This is a genomic window from Dorea sp. YH-dor226 (assembly GCF_039832105.1).
GTDB lineage: Bacteria > Bacillota > Clostridia > Lachnospirales > Lachnospiraceae > Dorea_A.
The window spans coordinates 28,641-46,285 of record NZ_JBDOHS010000008.1 but is presented as its reverse complement, the minus strand read 5'-3'; the positions used below and the strand labels follow the sequence as shown (position 1 = coordinate 46,285).

Genomic DNA, 17,645 nt, shown 5'->3' with positions numbered 1-17,645 from the left:
CAATATGATACAGAATATTGAACCACATGAATATAGAAATGAATATCGACCGCAGCCGCCGGAAGATGACAGTATACTGTTATATTATGAAGGAAGAAAAATACTGATCAGGACAGAAGATGATGAGATTGCCTTTCTGACGTTTGGTGAGGCAAAAAAATACAGCAGTGAGATCTGGGAAAATTATACTTATCTGTTTTCCATCGACGGTCAGAGATACTATCTGGCGGATGGAATTGATCCGGATGATTTTCCGGAATATCACCTGGAAGATAAGCAGTATTTTCGAAGTGCCAGACCCAAATACCGGCAGTTCGCGGCTGTGACAGGATGGCAGCTCTATCGCTGGTATCAGTCACGGCGTTACTGTGGCCGATGCGGAGAGCCTATGATTCAGGATGAAAAGGAGCGTATGATGCGTTGTCCGCAGTGTGGACTGATGGAATTTCCGAAGATCTGTCCGGCAGTCATCATCGGGCTGACACATGGTAATAAGATTCTGATGTCAAAATATGCCGGAAGAGAATATAAAAAGTATGCACTTCTTGCAGGATTTAATGAAATCGGGGAGTCGATTGAGGAGACCGTTCGCAGAGAAGTTATGGAGGAAGTTGGTCTGAAAGTAAAAAATATCCGATACTATAAAAGTCAGCCGTGGTCATTTACAGATACACTGCTGCTTGGATTTTTCTGCGAATTAGACGGAGATGATTCTATTACGCTGGATCAGGATGAGCTTGCTCTGGCGGAATGGTTTGAACGGGAGAAGATGCCGGTAAAGGAAGAAGACTTAAGCCTTACAAATGAAATGATGATGGCATTTAAAAACGGAGACGTATAGGAGATAAGATAGATTTTGCAAAAAAAGAGATTTCTTGAAGAAACGCTTGATTTTCAGGATATGAAGTGCTATACTTATTTCTAGTAACATAAGTCAATCGGCAGAAGAGTGAACGCAAAGTTCACTCTTCTTTGTTTGATAAGGAGGAATTTTACATTGTCAAAAAGAGAAGTTTACGAACAGAAAACAGAAGAGATTTTGCAGCCGATCGTGGAAGAACATGGATTTGAACTGGTGGATGTGGAATATGTAAAAGAAGGAAGCAACTGGTATCTGCGTGCATATATCGATAAGCCGGGCGGAATTACGGTAAATGACTGTGAGACGGTGAGCAGAAAACTTTCAGATATTCTGGATGAAAAGGATTATATTGATGATGCATATATTCTGGAAGTCAGTTCCCCGGGACTTGGAAGACCACTGAAAAAGGAGAAAGACTTTAAGCGGAGTCTTGGCGAAGAGGTTGAGATCCGCACTTATCGCATGATTGAAAAACAGAAAGAATTTACCGGTATTCTCAGAGCTTATGATGAAACGACAGTAACGATAGAGATGGAAAACGGAACAGAAAAGACATTTGAAAAAAGCAATATTGCTTTGATTCGACTGGCTTTTGATTTTTAAGGATCAGTAAAAGGAGGAAATATCATGAATACAGAATTATTAGAAGCATTGAATATCCTGGAGAGAGAGAAAGACATCAGCAAAGAGACGCTGCTGGATGCAATTGAAAATTCTCTTATGAATGCATGTAAGAATCATTTTGGAAAGACGGACAATATCAAACTGATCATGGACAGAGAAACCTGTGATTATCAGCTGTATGCAGAAAAGACGGTTGTAGAAGAGGTGGAAGATAAGCTTGAGCAGATCAGTCTGGAAGCCGCAAAGCAGATTGACAGTAAATATGAGGTTGGTGATGTGGTTCATGTTCCGATCGAATCCAAAGCATTCGGGCGTATCGCAACACAGAATGCGAAAAACCTGATTCTTCAGAAAATCCGTGAAGAAGAACGGAAAGTCGTATATGATCAGTATTTTGAAAAAGAGAAAGATATCGTTACAGGTGTTGTACAGCGTTATGTCGGAAAAAATATCAGCGTTAACCTTGGCAAGGCAGATGCAATGCTGACAGAGAATGAGCAGGTGAAAGGCGAGGTATTCAAACCGACAGACCGTATCAAACTGTATATTGTAGAAGTAAAGAATACAACGAAAGGACCGAAGATTCTGGTATCACGTACGCATCCGGAATTGGTAAAACGTCTGTTTGAATCAGAGGTAACGGAAGTGAAAGACGGTATCGTAGAGATCAAGAGTATCGCCAGAGAAGCAGGAAGCAGAACCAAGATTGCAGTATGGTCCAACGATCCGGATGTCGACCCGGTAGGTGCATGTGTAGGTATGAACGGAGCCCGGGTAAATGCTATCGTCAACGAACTTCATGAAGAGAAGATCGATATCATTAACTGGAGTGATAATCCGGCAATCTTTATTGAAAATGCTCTGAGTCCGGCAAAAGTCATCTCTGTAATGGCAGATCCGGATGAAAAGACTGCAAGTGTAATCGTTCCGGATTATCAGCTGTCTCTGGCAATTGGTAAAGAGGGACAGAATGCAAGACTGGCAGCAAGACTTACCGGATATAAGATCGATATTAAGAGTGAGACACAGGCGATTGAGTCCGGCGAACTTCCGGAAAACTATATGGAACTGAGTGAAGGTGTCTATGAAGAGGAATATGAAGAGCCTTACGAGGAAGAATATACAGAAGAAGATCCGGAGATCGAATTTGAAGAAGTAGATGATACAGAGGAATAGGTGAAGTGCGTGGGTGCAAATAAGAAACTGCCTATGCGTAAATGTGTAGGCTGCCAGGAAATGAAGAGTAAAAAAGAGATGATTCGTGTCATTCATACTTCACAGGGAGAATTCCTTCTGGATGCAACCGGAAGAAAGAATGGAAGAGGAGCTTACCTCTGCCCGTCAAAAGAATGCCTGGAAAAAGCAGTGAAAAACAAAGGCCTGGAGCGTTCTTTTAAGCAGGCAATTCCGAAAGAAGTGTATGAAGCACTGGAAAAGGAGTTGGAGTCACTTGAGTCAGAATAGGGTTTTGTCACTTATCAGTCTGGCAACGAAAGCGGGAAAAACTGTGAGCGGCGAGTTCTGTACGGAAAAAGAAGTTAAGACCGGAAGAGCAGTACTTGTGATTGTTGCAGATGATGCTTCTGATAATACAAAGAAAAAATTTAAAAATATGTGTGACTTTTACCAGGTGCCGATTTATTTTTATAAAGATAAAGATACCCTGGGGCATGCAATGGGAAAAGAATTTCGTGCTTCTCTCGCCATTCTGGATGAGGGATTTGCAAAAGGGATCAGGAAGTATATGGACACAGAAGATAATACAATTGCATAGAGGAGGCAGACAATATGTCAAAAATCAAAGTATATGAATTAGCGAAGGAATTGGGGGTTTCCAATAAGGAAATCGTTGATTTCCTGAAAAGTAAAAACATAGAAGTACGAACACATATGAGTGCAGTAGAGGAAGCAGATGCAGAAGCAGTCAGAAAGGCTTTTCCGAAGGGGGAAAAGAGTGTAGAGAAGACAGAGGCGGAAGCTCCGAAGAAGAAGAATATTGTACATGTGTTCCGTCCACAGAATACACAAAATGGCAGTAAGCAGGGAAGAAGACCTGGTGGAAACAGACAGAATCCTTCCCAGGGAAGACCAATGCAGGTGAATAACGGACGTCCTGCAAAGAAACCGGCGGCTGCGGTAACTGCAGAGAAGCCTCAGACAGAGAAGCGTCCGGAAAAGTCACAGCAGAAGCCTGCTGAAAAGCCACAGGAGCAGGTAAAACGTCCGGTGGCACAGCCACAGGAGAAGCCGGAGACAGAAAAGCGTCCGGAAAAACCGGTAGAAAAAGTGCAGGAAAAGCAGACGGTTTCCAATGAAAAAAATCAGGCTCCGAGACGTCAGGAAAGAAGTGAAAGAACTTTTGACAGACGATCAGACAGCCGTGATACAAGGCCGGCACGTGACGGAAGAGACGGACGTGAAAACAGAGAAAATCGTGAAAACAGAGAAAATCGTGATAATAGAGAAGGCCGTGATAACAGAGGCGGACAGAGATTTCAGCGTGGAGATCGTCCACAGAACGGACGTCAGGAGCGATTTGGCGCAGATCGTGACGGAAGAGACGGACGTGACAGCCGCGACGGAAGAGACGGACGTGACGGAAGAGACGGACGTGACGGAAGAGACAGAAATCAGGGACGTAAGCAGGGAGAAAGATCAGACAGACGCGGCAGCGACAGAAGAAATAATTCCAGCATTCCGGCACCTGCGATCGAAGGTCAGAAGCCACAGAGAAGCAAGGGTAAAGGGAAGGACGAATATAAGAAAAAAGACTATCGTCATGGAGATGACGAGGACGGCATGCTGAAGGGCAAAAAGAAAAATGAGCCGAAACAGCAGCTTCAGAAGCCGCAGCAGAAAGCTCAGAAGGTGGAAGAAGAAGTAAAATCCATCGTAATTCCGGAAGTCCTTACAATTAAGGATCTGGCTGATAAGATGAAGATCGTTCCTTCTGTCATTGTAAAGAAACTGTTTATGCAGGGTAAGATTGTAACCGTTAACCAGGAAATTGATTACGAAACTGCAGAAGAGATCGCACTGGAGTTTGATGTTCTCTGTGAGAAGGAAGAGGTCGTAGATGTAATCGAAGAACTGCTCAAGGAAGATGAAGAAGACGAAAAGAAAATGAAAAAACGTCCGCCGGTTGTGTGCGTTATGGGACACGTCGACCATGGAAAAACTTCTCTTCTGGATGCAATCCGCCATACCAATGTGATTGACAAAGAAGCGGGAGGAATCACCCAGCACATCGGTGCATATGTTGTAGAGATCAACGGTGAGAAGATCACATTCCTCGACACACCGGGACATGAGGCATTTACGGCAATGCGTATGCGTGGAGCAAGTTCTACGGACATTGCGATCCTGGTCGTTGCTGCAGACGATGGTGTGATGCCGCAGACCGTAGAAGCAATCAACCATGCAAAAGCCGCAGGTGTTGAGATTATTGTTGCGGTAAATAAGATTGATAAGCCAAGTGCGAATATCGAACGTGTGAAGCAGGAGCTGACAGAATATGAACTGATCCCGGAAGACTGGGGTGGAAGCACCATCTTTGTACCGGTATCTGCCAAGACTGGAGAAGGTCTGGAAGATCTGATGGAGATGATCGTTCTGACAGCTGAAGTGATGGAACTTAAGGCCAATCCGAATCGTCGTGCAAGAGGTCTGGTTCTGGAAGCAAAACTGGATAAGGGAAGAGGTTCCGTAGCAAATATTCTGGTGCAGAAGGGAACTTTGAGAGTTGGTGATTCCATTGCTGCCGGTTCTGCACATGGTAAAGTAAGAGCCATGATGGATGATAAGGGTAAGCGTGTAAAAGAGGCTGGTCCTTCCACTCCGGTAGAGATTCTGGGGCTCAATGATGTTCCAAATGCAGGAGAAGTATTTGTCGGATGTGCGAACGATAAAGAAGCAAGAAGCTTTGCAGATACATTTATCTCTCAGAGTAAGGTGAAACTTCTGGAAGATACGAAGTCCAAGTTGTCTCTGGATGATCTGTTTACACAGATTCAGGAAGGTAATCTGAAAGAACTTGGCATTGTAGTCAAAGCGGATGTTCAGGGATCTGTGGAAGCGATTAAACAGAGTCTTCTGAAGCTTTCCAATGATGAAGTCGTAGTGAAGATCATTCATGGCGGTGTAGGTGCGATCAATGAATCAGATGTCAGCCTGGCATCTGCGTCAAATGCAATCATCATTGGATTTAATGTCCGTCCGGATGTAACTGCAAAGGAGACAGCAGACAGAGAAGGTGTAGATATCCGTCTGTATCGCGTCATTTATAATGCGATTGAGGATGTGGAGGCTGCTATGAAGGGTATGCTGGATCCTGTATTTGAAGAGAAAGTACTGGGGCATGCGGAAGTGCGTCAGACATTCAAGGCTTCCGGTGTAGGAACGATTGCCGGTTCTTATGTGCTTGACGGTACATTTGAAAGAGATTGCTCTGTACGTCTCACTCGTGACGGAATCGTAATCTTTGAAGGACCGCTGGCATCTCTGAGACGTTTTAAAGATGATGTAAAAGAAGTAAGAGCCGGATACGAGTGTGGATTCGTATTTGCAAACTTTAATGATGTGAAGGAAGGAGACCTTGTAGAAGCATTCAAGATGGTCGAGATTCCAAGATAATTCAGGGAGTAATATATGAGAAAAAGAAGTATAAAGAATACCCGGGTAAACACAGAAGTTCAGAGAGAACTCAGCAACATTATCCGTGGCGGGATCAAAGACCCGCGTGTTGCACCGTGGACTTCTGTGGTAGCCGCTGAGGTTGCCCCGGATCTGAAAACATGTAAGGCATACATCAGTGTGCTGGGAGATGAACATGAGCAGGAACAGACAATCCTGGGCCTGCAGAGTGCGGAAGGGTATATCCGCCGGGAACTGGCAAGAACACTGAATCTCCGGAATACACCGGAGATCCGGTTCGTGCTGGATCAGTCGATTGAATACGGCGTTCATATGTCGAAAAAGATCGAAGAAGTAACCAGAGGCTTGAAAACGGAAGGTGATGATACCGATGAATATTCTGAATAAGATGTTAATGGGTGCCGGTTCTGTTGCGATCGGCGGCCATGCTCGTCCGGATGGTGACTGTGTGGGCTCGTGTCTTGGGCTCTATCAGTATATCCGCGAGAACTGTAAAGACAAAAGAGTAGATGTTTATCTGGAAGAGATTCCGGAATCCTTTCAGTTTATAGAAGCTGCAAAAGAGATCCGGCATGAGATACCAGAAGAGCAGACTGTTTATGATCTGTTTATCTGTCTGGATTGCGGTGACAAAGACAGACTGGAATTTTCTGTACCATTGTTTGACGCTGCAAAACATACACTCTGTGTGGATCATCATATCAGTAACAGGGGATTTGCGGAGGAGAATTATGTGGTTCCGGATGCAAGCTCCACCTCTGAACTTATCTGCAGACTGCTGGAAGAGGATAAGATCTCTCTTGAGACCGCTTCTTCTCTGTATCTGGGAATTGTACATGATACAGGCGTATTTCAGTATTCCTGTACGAGTCCGGAGACGATGCGGATAGCTGCAGGGCTTCTGGAAAAAGGGGTGGATGGTCCGAAAATCATACAGGATACATTTTATGAGAAGACGTATGCACAAAACCAGATTCTGGGAAGAGCACTTCTGGAAAGTATTGTGTTTATGGACGGGGCATGTATCGCCTCTTATGTAAAAAAGAATGTTATGGAATTCTATGGGGTGACGCCCAAGGATCTGGAAGGGATTGTAAGTCAGCTTCGGGTGACGAAGGGCGTTGAAGTGGCCATTTTCATGTATGAGCAGAAAACGAATATTTATAAAGTGAGTCTCCGGTCAAAAGATAAGATAGATGTAAGTCGTATTGCACAATATTTTGGCGGAGGAGGTCACAGGAAAGCCGCAGGCTTTACCATGCACGGATCACCTCATGACGTACTGAATAATCTGTCTGAGCAGATTGAACTGCAGATGAGGAAGACAGAAGAGTAACAGGAGTGTTATATGATACACGGGATATTAAATGTGTACAAGGAAAAAGGATATACATCTCACGATGTGGTAGCAAAGCTTCGGGGAATCACAGGTCAGAAGAAGATCGGACATACGGGTACACTGGATCCAGATGCTGTGGGAGTACTTCCGGTCTGCCTCGGGAAAGCTACCAGGCTGTGTGATCTTTTGACAGATAAAGACAAGACCTATGAGACGGTTTTGCTTTTGGGTCAGTCTACAGATACACAGGATATCAGCGGACAGATTCTTGAGACGAATGAAACGAAAGAACTGAATGAAGAGATGGTATCCGCGGCTATAAGAAGTTTTGTCGGAGAATATGAACAGATTCCGCCCATGTATTCCGCTTTGAAGGTTGGAGGAAAAAAACTGTACGAACTTGCCCGCGAAGGGAAAGTGGTAGAGCGTAAATCCCGAAAAGTGAAAATTCATGAGATAGAGATACTCGAGATACAGATTCCGAGGGTGAAAATGCGGGTGTCCTGTTCGAAAGGAACGTATATCCGTACTCTGTGCCATGATATAGGAGAAAAACTGGGATGTGGCGGCTGCATGGAAGAACTGACACGTACACGGGTAAGCCGCTTTGAGATCGGAGAAAGTCTGACCCTGGATGAGATCGCCGGGAAGAAGCAGGAAGGCCGATTAATGGACATAGTTACTCCGATTGACAGTATGTTTCTGCAATATCGTAAGCTTACCGTCAGAAAATCCTGGGATTTTCTGGCAAAGAATGGAAATTCCCTGACATGCAATGCAGTATATGAGGAGAATGGGAAGGCTCCTCAGCCGGAATGTGACGGCGAATGTATCAGAGTATATGATGAACAGGGACATTTTATAGGGCTTTATAACTGGCAGGAGGAAAAGAAAGAATATCGGATTGTAAAGATGTTCTTTTGTGAGGAATAATTACGATTAGAGGGACAAACATGCAATATATCAGTTGGCTGTCACATTATCATGATGACAGAAAAACGGCGGTTACCTTCGGGAAATTTGATGGACTGCACAGGGGCCATCAGATTCTGGTAGATAAGGTACGCAAATTAAGTGAAAAAGAAGAGATCTGCAGTGTAGTATGCTCCTTCGATATGCATCCACTGTGGGAGGAAAAAGGGATTCTCCCACAGGTTCTTATGACGGGGGAGGAGCGTAAAGCACATCTGGACGGAAGAGTGGATTATCTGGTAGAGTGTCCCTTTACACAAAATTTCCGGCAGATACAAGCAGAGGATTTTATTCAGAACATTGTAAAACAGCTTTTTCATGCAAAATATGTTGTGGTAGGAACGGATTTTCGATTTGGATATGAAAAGCACGGAGATGTGCAGATGCTGTCAGAGTATGCGAAGATCTTCGGCTATGAACTGTTTGTGATGGAAAAAGAACGATATCATGACAGGATCATCAGCAGTACTTATATCAAGGAGGTTCTGAAGCAGGGAGACATGGAACTTGTCCGGAAACTTCTGGGATATTATTATAGTGTAAGCGGAAGAGTGGAGCATGGAAGGAAGCTTGGAAGAACGCTTGGGTTTCCGACACTGAATGTGGCATGGCCGTCAGATAAGATTGTTCCGCCGTATGGAGTGTATCTGTGTTATGTATGGCTTGACGGTCGGAGATATCAGGGAATATCAAACGTAGGTGTGAAACCGACCGTGAGTGATCAGAACAGAGTGCTGACAGAAAGTTTTCTGTTTGATTATCATGGAGATGCTTATGGAAAAGAAGTCACTGTTGAATTATTGAAGTTCTGCAGGCCGGAATGTAAGTTTGACACTGTGGACGAGCTGAAAAGCTGTATTGACAGGGATATAGAATCTGGGAAACATTTTTTCACATTTGAGAAATAAAGGAGAATACGAATGGGGATCACAACAATTTTTCTGTTGTTTGGAGGACTGGGTTTCTTCCTCTATGGAATGAAAATGATGAGCGAAGGTCTGGAAAAAGCAGCCGGCGCCAAGATGAGGAGTATCCTGGAATTTTTTACAAAGAACAGATTTATAGGAATGGTAGTAGGAATCGTTTTTACTGCGATTATTCAGTCATCGAATGCGACTACGGTAATGGTGGTCAGTTTTGTTAACTCAGGACTCATGAATCTGATGCAGGCGTCAGGCGTTATTCTGGGTGCCAATATCGGTACGACGATAACCGGGCAGCTGATTGCTTTCAATCTGTCAGACATTGCACCATTGATCGTGATCATCGGTGTCATTATGGTAATGTTCTGTAAAAAGCAGAGTATCAAAAAAATCGGAGAAGTTATTCTGGGATTTGGTATTCTGTTCATGGGACTCAGTATTATGTCGGACAGCATGACGGCTGTAAAAAATTCGCCGGAGATCCTGAATTTTCTTGCATCCCTGACGAATCCGTTTGCAGCGATACTGGTAGGCTTTCTGATTACGGCAGTGCTGCAGAGTTCTTCTGCAACGGTAGGTATTATCCTGCTGATGGTGTCTCAGGGACTTTTGGAGTTTACGATATGTCCGTTTATGATTCTGGGCTGTAATATCGGTTCCTGTGTGTCAGCTCTGGTAGCGAGTCTCAGCGGAAAGAAGGACGCAAAGCGTGCGGCATTGATTCATTTCCTGTTTAACCTGATCGGATCTGCAATCTTTTTCTGTATCCTGCTTGTTGCTATCAAACCATTTACAAATATGATCCTGTACATATCCGGAGGCAGTCTGGCGCGTTCGGTTGCTAATGTTCATACGCTCATGAAGGTACTTGAGGTGGCGATGATGTTCCCGTTCATGGGATGGATCGTGAAGGCAACCTATAAGATCGTGCCGGGAAAAGATGCTACGCCAGATGATGAGTATGAGCTTCTCTATATTGGTGACGGTTCTATGATGTCTTCTACAACGGCTGTTCGTGACGTTATCCGGGAGATTGAGCACATGGGTAAGGTAGCGATTCAGAATCTGAAAACGGGTATGGAAGCGCTTTGTATGCTGGATGAAGAAAAGATGCAGGAAGTATACCAGAAGGAGAAATATGTGGATTTCCTGAACCGGAAGATTACCGATTATCTGGTCCGGGTTAATGAGATGGATCTGCCGATTGCAGATGCAGGACTGATCGGAGCTCTTTTCCATGTGGTAAATGATATCGAACGTATCGGTGATCATGCAGAGAACTTTGCGGATTCTGCGAAAATGAGAGTGGAAGAGGATGTTGAACTCAGTGACAAAGCCAAGAAACAGCTTCAGGATATGATGGATAAGGTTGTGACAATCCTGGAGTATTCACTGGATATGTTTACCAATGATAACCATGAGCATATGCGCGAGATCTTAAATCTGGAAGATGAAATCGATGCAGAGGAAAAGAGACTTCAGAAAGCGCATGTGAAGCGTCTGACCAAGAATAAATGTACACCGGAAGCGGGAATGATATTCTCAGATACAGTATCCGGACTGGAACGTGTTGCCGATCATGCAACAAATATCGCATTTGCAATTCTGGAACCGGACGGAAATGATCCGGAAGAAGAGGAAGAAGAATAATTGTAAATTTTTGCTTTACTTTATGTCTTCTGTATGATATACTTGGCAAGTGGTAAAAGCCGGTGTTCGGTAACCGGATACTCCAACCGTTACTTAATATCAGGCGTTAAAGATTAGATTTTTAGGAGGATGTAACAATGATTTCAAAAGAACAGAAAGAACAGATTGTAGCTCAGTATGGAAGAACAGCCGGAGACACAGGTTCACCGGAAGTACAGATTGCAATTCTGACAGCAAGAATCAATGACCTGACAGAGCACTTCAAGAACAATCCGAAGGATCATCATTCAAGAAGAGGACTTCTGAAGATGGTTGGTCAGAGAAGAGGGCTTCTTGCATATCTTAAGAAGACAGATATTGAAAGATATCGTACACTGATCGAAAAACTTGGATTGAGAAAATAATATCAGCCATTCTGGGACGTTCGAAAGGACGTCCCATTTTTCGGACTAAAATCAGATACTCTAAAATATGGTGGCATATTTCGGAGAACTATGGTATAATAATTAAGATTGTGAATTGATATAGTTTATCCGAGACCACTGAAAAGTATATTTGCAGAAAAGTATATTTTTCAGTAGTTTCGGGAAAATTTCGGTTCACAGAAGATTTCATAAAAGGAGAATAATATGTATAAGAAGTTTGAAATGGAATTAGCCGGAAGAACTCTGAGAGTTGATGTTGACAGAGTTGCGAAGCAGGCGAATGGTGCAGTTCTGATGCACTATGGCGATACTACAGTCCTTTGTACGGCAACTGCATCAGAGAAGCCAAGAGAAGGTGTTGATTTCTTCCCGCTTAGTGTTGAGTATAATGAAAGATTATATGCTGTTGGAAAGATTCCGGGAGGATTTAATAAGAGAGAAGGAAAAGCAACGGAGAATGCAATCCTTACCTGTCGTGTGATTGACCGCCCGATGAGACCTCTGTTCCCAAAGGATTATCGTAACGATGTAACACTGGAGAATCTGGTTCTGTCTGTAGATCAGGACTGCTCACCGGAACTTACGGCGATGCTTGGAGCAGCAATTGCTACAACAATATCTGATATTCCGTTTGACGGACCGATCTCTACAACTCAGGTAGGACTGGTTGACGGAGAGTTTGTATTCAACCCTACTGCAGCACAGAAGGAAGTATCTGATCTTGCTCTGACGGTTGCATCAACAAAAGAAAAAGTAATCATGATTGAAGCAGGAGCTAATGAGGTTCCGGAACAGACAATGATAGATGCAATCTTTGCAGCACATGAAGTAAACCAGCAGGTAATTGCATTTATCGATACGATCGTTGCGGAATGTGGAAAACCGAAGCATGCATATGAGAGCTGTGCAGTTCCGGAAGAATTATTTGCTGCGATCAGAGAGATTGTAACACCGGCTGAGATGGAAGAAGCTGTTTTCACAGATGATAAACAGACAAGAGAAGAGAATATCCGTGTGATCACTGCAAAACTGGAAGAGGCATTTGCTGAAAATGAAGAATGGCTTGCAGTTCTTCCGGATGCCATCTATCAGTATCAGAAAAAGACGGTTCGCAAGATGATCTTAAAGGATCACAAGCGTCCGGATGGCAGAGAGATCGATCAGATCAGACCACTGGCTGCAGAGATTGACCTGATTCCGAGAGTGCATGGTTCTGCAATGTTTACACGTGGACAGACACAGATCTGTAACATTACGACACTTGCTCCTCTTGCTGAGGCACAGAGACTCGATGGTCTGGATGAATCTGAGACCACTAAGAGATATATGCATCATTACAATTTCCCGTCTTACTCTGTAGGTGAGACAAGACCTTCCAGAGGACCGGGACGTCGTGAGATCGGACATGGAGCGCTTGCTGAGCGTGCACTGATTCCGGTACTGCCGGATGAGACGGAATTCCCATATGCGATCCGTACCGTATCTGAGACATTTGAATCCAATGGATCCACTTCACAGGCAAGTGTATGTGCATCTTCTATGTCACTGATGGCTGCAGGTGTTCCGATCAAATCCGCAGTTGCGGGTATTTCCTGTGGTCTGGTAACAGGAGATACAGATGAGGATTATCTGGTACTGACAGATATTCAGGGACTGGAAGACTTCTTCGGAGATATGGACTTCAAGGTTGCAGGAACGCATAAGGGTATCACTGCAATCCAGATGGATATCAAGATTCACGGACTGACAAGACCGATCATTGAAGAAGCAATTGCAAAGACAAGAAAAGCAAGACTTTACATTATTGATGAAGTAATGTCCAAAGCAATTGCAGAGCCAAGACCGGAAGTAGGACCGTATGCACCGAAGATCATCCAGATGCAGATTGATCCACAGAAGATTGGTGATGTAGTCGGACAGCGTGGAAAGACGATCAATGCAATCATCGACCAGACAGGCGTTAAGATCGATATCACAGATGACGGTTCTGTATCCATCTGCGGAACAGATGCAGAGAGCATGGACAAAGCACGCAAGCTGATCTATATCATCGTTACAGACTTTGAAGCCGGACAGGTTCTGGAAGGAAAAGTAGTCAGCATCAAAGAATTTGGTGCATTCGTAGAATTTGCACCAGGAAAAGAAGGAATGGTACACATTTCCAAGATTTCAAAAGAAAGAATCAATCGGGTAGAGGATGTGCTGACACTCGGAGATGTAGTAAAAGTGGTTTGCCTTGGAAAAGACAAGATGGGAAGAATGTCCTTCAGTATGAAAGATGTAGCTGAATAAAAGTGTAAAATCAGCACGTGGCATTTGATGATGAAAACATCAGATGTCACGTGCTTTTTCTTTTGTATAAGTATGCAGATTTGAGAAAATATATTAAAAACATAAGAAAAAGTAATGGAAGCATAAGAAAATGTAATGTTTTTATTGACTTTATAATGGGAGGGTGTTAAAATAATCACAACTAAAATAACAGACATGAGGAAAGGATAAACAGAAGTATCTGGTAATTTCTTTGTAAACTACAAAGAAATTCGAATACTCTTAGAAGTTTCAAGAGTAATTACAACAGACAATATTAACAGTGAATTTGAGACTTCAAAAAAGAGTGTTGTGTTGAATGGAGGTTGATTTTATGGAACAGAAACAAGAAAAATTTAGTACCATAGGCTATATAGCAGCTGCGCTTGGTATGTGTATCGGAACAGGTAACGTGTGGCGTTTCCCACGTGTATGTGCGGCAAATGGCGGCGGAGCATTTATTTTAGCATGGACAATTGCAATGTTGATTTTTGCAGTACCGCTTCTTTCAACAGAGATGGCGATTGGTAAAAAAGCCAGACTTGGATGTATCGGTTCTTTCCGTGATTGTGGTGGTAAGAAATACACATGGATGGGCTTCTTTGTAGCTGCAGTTTGTTTCTTCCTGATGAGTTACTATTGTGTGCTTCAGGGTTACTGTTTAAAATATGCAGTGAATTCTGTTACATCATTTAAACCGAATCTGACAACGGAAACGACAACGGCATTGTGGACAGCATTTACAGATTCGCCTTTGCAGGTTATTATATTCCATGCAATAGGATTTGCGGTGGCATGTTTTGTAGTATATCAGGGTATTTCAGGTGGTATTGAAAGATTCTGTAAAGTTGCTATTCCGGCATTGTTTTTAATTCTCGTAGGTCTGGCAATTTATGCAATGACATTAAACGGATCAAGCCAGGGGCTTCAGTACCTCTTTACAATTAAGAAAGAGTATATTTTCAGTCCAAACACATGGATTCAGGCATTTATTCAGGCTGCATGGAGTACAGGAGCAGGCTGGGGATTCATTATTACATATGCGAACTATGTAGGAGAAGATGAAGATGTTCCTACAAGCTGCCTGATCATGGGACTTGGTGATAACCTTGGTGCAATCCTGTCAGCACTTGTGGTAATTCCTGCAATCTGTGCACTTTCAGCCACACCGGAGGCTGCGAATGAAGCACTCTCTCAGGGAAACTTTGGACTTACATTTATTTACATTTATCAGTTGTTTACAACGATTCCGGGTGGAAGATTTATCTCATTCATTTTCTTTGGAGTACTTGCAGTAGCAGCGATTACATCACTGTTCTCCATGATTGAAGTTGGAGTGAAATGTGTAGTTGACCTTGGTGTATCTCGTAAAAAAGCCGTTGTTGGAGTCTGCGGAGCAGGCTTCCTGGTAGGATGCTTCTCTTGCTGGTCATTGAACAACATTGACAATCAGGACTGGGTATGGGGTCTTGGATTGTTAGTAAGTGGTGCATTAATTGCAATCCTTGCATGGAAATACGGTGTTGAAAAATTACGTACAGAAGAGGTCAATGCAAAAGGTGCAGAAGTTCATTTCCCGAAAGCATACTTCAATACATGTATGTATATTATGCCGATTATTGTAGCGATCATGGTTGGATACTGGCTCCTGCAGACAAAAGAATGGTTCCCGGATACATGGATGAATCCATTTGTGATTCAGGATAACACAGGAACAGTTCTGTTACAGTTTAGTGTTGTAATAATTGTTGGTATCATACTTTCCAAGTTCTTTAATAAGAAGACAGTAAAAGGACCTCTGACAAAAGACTGTAAATAATATTTAGAAAGAAGGTAATGTGTTATGACGATAGATGCAATTATAATGATGGTAATTACACTCGTTGGGTATATTGGCGGATTTAGTTACTTTATGGTAAAAGTGTTTAAAAAAGAAAAGACGAAAACAGGAAAATAAACTTCTGTTTATCAATACAAAAAGGGGGTCAGCAGAGATGCTGGCTTCCTTTTTGTATGAAATTGTAGACGAATTGTAGACGGGGACGGGGGATTTTTAAAAATCCCCCGTCCCCGTCTACAATTTTGGAATAATTTAGAAAATTTTACATATACATTGGTGTAAAGAGGTGGACAAATATGCTGGAAAATCAAATTCTGAGAATTCTGCCGCACAGGATTCGTGAAACAATCAGCGCAGAACATCTGCAATATATGTTTCTTCAGGAAATCAGGCTTCGTATGGAAAAGCCGTTATTGCTGATCTACCGTGGTGAAGAGCGGATGCCTCTGGTAAAGAGCGGCAGGCCATATCTGGTTACAAAGGAGGATCTGAAGGAGGCACTGGAATACATCAGTAATTATTCGTTATATGCATACGAACAGGAAATGAAACAAGGATTTATTACCATTGAAGGAGGACACAGAGTGGGCATGACGGGACAGGCAATGATAGAGAACGGACAAGTGAAGAATCTGAAATACATTTCATCGATCAATATACGAATGTCACATGAGATACTGGGGTGTGCGGATGCCGTATTTCCTTATATTATCTGTAATCGAAAATTATGTCATACGTTAATTGTTTCACCGCCGGGATGCGGAAAGACAACGCTGCTCCGCGATCTGATCCGCCAGATATCGAACGGAAACAGCTGGATCCCGGGGATGTCGGTGGGAGTTGTGGACGAACGTTCCGAGATAGGCGGATGTTATATGGGAGTTGCACAGAATCAGCTGGGGATACGTACCGATGTACTGGACGGATGTCCGAAGGCGGAGGGCATGATCATGTTGATTCGTACGATGAGCCCGGAAGTGATTGCAGTGGATGAGATCGGAACGGTGCAGGATGTACATGCTATTGAGTATGCCATGCACTGTGGATGCAAAATGATAGCCACCGTGCATGCGTCTTCCATGGAAGAACTGCGAAAAAAACCGCTTTTCGATCAGATGATCGCGGAGGGAAGATTTGAACGATACATACTGCTTGGAAGTCGGGAACATGCAGGACACATTGAAGGAATCTTTGATGAACGGGGCAGTATGCTGTATCAGGGAGGACTAAGGGAGATGCACAGAGCTTCTGTGGAGTAAGGGATATGATAAGATTTCTGGGGATTTGTCTGATTATATCATCCACTTCTGCATGGGGAATGCTTGCTGCGGAGCAGTATCGCAATCAGTATCTCCAGCTGCAATATCTGCAGAGGCTTCTCTATCGGCTGCGGAGCGAGATCCTTTACTCAAGGGCCTTTTTATCAGAAGCATTTCGCAATATTGCCGCATATCAGGAGGAACCTTACTCCGGATGGCTTCTTGATATGTCATGTCAATTAGAGCAAAGACAGGGAATCAGGCTGTCCGCAATCTGGAAAATGCAGACACAGAAGCATCTTTGGGATGTCGGGCTTCCTGAGATTGTGAGAGAAAAACTGCTTCATCTGGGAGAACAGCTGGGCAGTGCGGATATAGATATGCAGGTTCGGATTCTTGATCTGTATCTGGGGGAAATGGAGCATATTATGGAGGATATGCGTGGGGAACAGAAGACAAGAATTAAACTGTATCATTGCATGGGCGTGATGAGCGGTTTATTGATATCGATTCTTTTGATATGAGAGGGAGGCCTGCATGAGTGTAAATCTGATATTTAAGATAGCGGCTGTCGGAATACTGGTGTCGGTATTGTGCCAGGTTCTGAAACACAGTGGGAGAGAGGAACAGGCATTTCTGACCAGCCTTGCAGGTCTGATTCTGGTATTGTTCTGGATCATTCCATATATCTATGATCTGTTTGAATCGATCCAGAGATTATTTACATTATAAATATCCTGATAAAATATCCGGGTAAATATTCGGACTGTGTCAGCAGACCGAAAGAA

17 protein-coding genes are annotated in these 17,645 nt (G+C 43.4%); all 17 read left to right on the top strand.

Features of this window, described 5'->3' with window-relative positions:
* The first annotated feature begins 4 nt into the window (after positions 1–4).
* The 17 genes from nudC (at position 5) to spoIIIAC (ending at position 17,589) form a co-directional block, all read left to right on the top strand.
* Entirely contained in the window at positions 5–841 is an 837-nt protein-coding gene (nudC, locus tag ABE547_RS08495) for an NAD(+) diphosphatase (RefSeq protein ID WP_347378375.1), read from the top strand.
* Between the two features lie 156 nt (positions 842–997).
* On the top strand, positions 998–1,465 hold the full coding sequence (rimP, locus tag ABE547_RS08490; RefSeq protein WP_347378374.1) for a ribosome maturation factor RimP: 468 nt from the start codon (positions 998–1,000) through the stop codon (positions 1,463–1,465).
* A 24-nt stretch (positions 1,466–1,489) separates the two neighbouring features.
* Complete coding sequence (nusA, locus tag ABE547_RS08485) at positions 1,490–2,662, top strand: transcription termination factor NusA (RefSeq protein ID WP_347378373.1); 1,173 nt, start codon at positions 1,490–1,492, stop codon at positions 2,660–2,662.
* Between the two features lie 33 nt (positions 2,663–2,695).
* Positions 2,696–2,950: a YlxR family protein gene (locus tag ABE547_RS08480; protein ID WP_235247845.1), complete on the top strand. Its 255-nt coding sequence runs from the start codon at positions 2,696–2,698 to the stop codon at positions 2,948–2,950.
* Entirely contained in the window at positions 2,937–3,260 is a 324-nt protein-coding gene (locus ABE547_RS08475) for a ribosomal L7Ae/L30e/S12e/Gadd45 family protein (RefSeq protein WP_347378372.1), read from the top strand. The genes ABE547_RS08480 and ABE547_RS08475 overlap by 14 nt, the downstream gene beginning before the upstream one ends.
* Before the next feature lie 14 nt (positions 3,261–3,274).
* Complete coding sequence (gene infB, locus ABE547_RS08470) at positions 3,275–6,118, top strand: translation initiation factor IF-2 (RefSeq protein ID WP_347378371.1); 2,844 nt, start codon at positions 3,275–3,277, stop codon at positions 6,116–6,118.
* A 15-nt stretch (positions 6,119–6,133) separates the two neighbouring features.
* Positions 6,134–6,526 carry a 30S ribosome-binding factor RbfA gene (gene rbfA, locus ABE547_RS08465; protein ID WP_347378370.1) on the top strand — a complete coding sequence of 131 codons (393 nt, stop codon included), beginning with the start codon at positions 6,134–6,136 and terminating at the stop codon, positions 6,524–6,526.
* Positions 6,510–7,475 carry a bifunctional oligoribonuclease/PAP phosphatase NrnA gene (locus tag ABE547_RS08460; RefSeq protein ID WP_347378369.1) on the top strand — a complete coding sequence of 322 codons (966 nt, stop codon included), beginning with the start codon at positions 6,510–6,512 and terminating at the stop codon, positions 7,473–7,475. The genes rbfA and ABE547_RS08460 overlap by 17 nt, the downstream gene beginning before the upstream one ends.
* A gap of 12 nt (positions 7,476–7,487) precedes the next feature.
* Positions 7,488–8,411: a tRNA pseudouridine(55) synthase TruB gene (gene truB / locus ABE547_RS08455; RefSeq protein WP_347378368.1), complete on the top strand. Its 924-nt coding sequence runs from the start codon at positions 7,488–7,490 to the stop codon at positions 8,409–8,411.
* Positions 8,412–8,431: 20 nt separating this feature from the next.
* Positions 8,432–9,358 carry a bifunctional riboflavin kinase/FAD synthetase gene (locus ABE547_RS08450; RefSeq protein WP_347378367.1) on the top strand — a complete coding sequence of 309 codons (927 nt, stop codon included), beginning with the start codon at positions 8,432–8,434 and terminating at the stop codon, positions 9,356–9,358.
* A 12-nt stretch (positions 9,359–9,370) separates the two neighbouring features.
* Positions 9,371–11,023 (top strand): Na/Pi cotransporter family protein, encoded by a 1,653-nt coding sequence (locus ABE547_RS08445; protein WP_347378366.1) that lies wholly within the window; start codon positions 9,371–9,373, stop codon positions 11,021–11,023.
* A 137-nt stretch (positions 11,024–11,160) separates the two neighbouring features.
* Entirely contained in the window at positions 11,161–11,427 is a 267-nt protein-coding gene (rpsO, locus tag ABE547_RS08440) for a 30S ribosomal protein S15 (protein ID WP_235247752.1), read from the top strand.
* A 225-nt stretch (positions 11,428–11,652) separates the two neighbouring features.
* A complete protein-coding gene (locus ABE547_RS08435) occupies positions 11,653–13,740 on the top strand; it encodes a polyribonucleotide nucleotidyltransferase (protein WP_235247751.1) in 2,088 nt (695 codons plus the stop codon).
* A gap of 352 nt (positions 13,741–14,092) precedes the next feature.
* Positions 14,093–15,577 (top strand): sodium-dependent transporter, encoded by a 1,485-nt coding sequence (locus ABE547_RS08430; RefSeq protein WP_347378365.1) that lies wholly within the window; start codon positions 14,093–14,095, stop codon positions 15,575–15,577.
* 317 nt (positions 15,578–15,894) lie between these two features.
* Positions 15,895–16,857 (top strand): stage III sporulation protein AA, encoded by a 963-nt coding sequence (spoIIIAA, locus tag ABE547_RS08425; protein ID WP_347378364.1) that lies wholly within the window; start codon positions 15,895–15,897, stop codon positions 16,855–16,857.
* A 5-nt stretch (positions 16,858–16,862) separates the two neighbouring features.
* Positions 16,863–17,381: a stage III sporulation protein AB gene (locus ABE547_RS08420; RefSeq protein WP_347378363.1), complete on the top strand. Its 519-nt coding sequence runs from the start codon at positions 16,863–16,865 to the stop codon at positions 17,379–17,381.
* A 13-nt stretch (positions 17,382–17,394) separates the two neighbouring features.
* Positions 17,395–17,589, top strand: a complete 195-nt coding sequence (spoIIIAC, locus tag ABE547_RS08415; protein ID WP_347378362.1) for a stage III sporulation protein AC — start codon at positions 17,395–17,397, stop codon at positions 17,587–17,589.
* Positions 17,590–17,645: the final 56 nt, after the last annotated feature.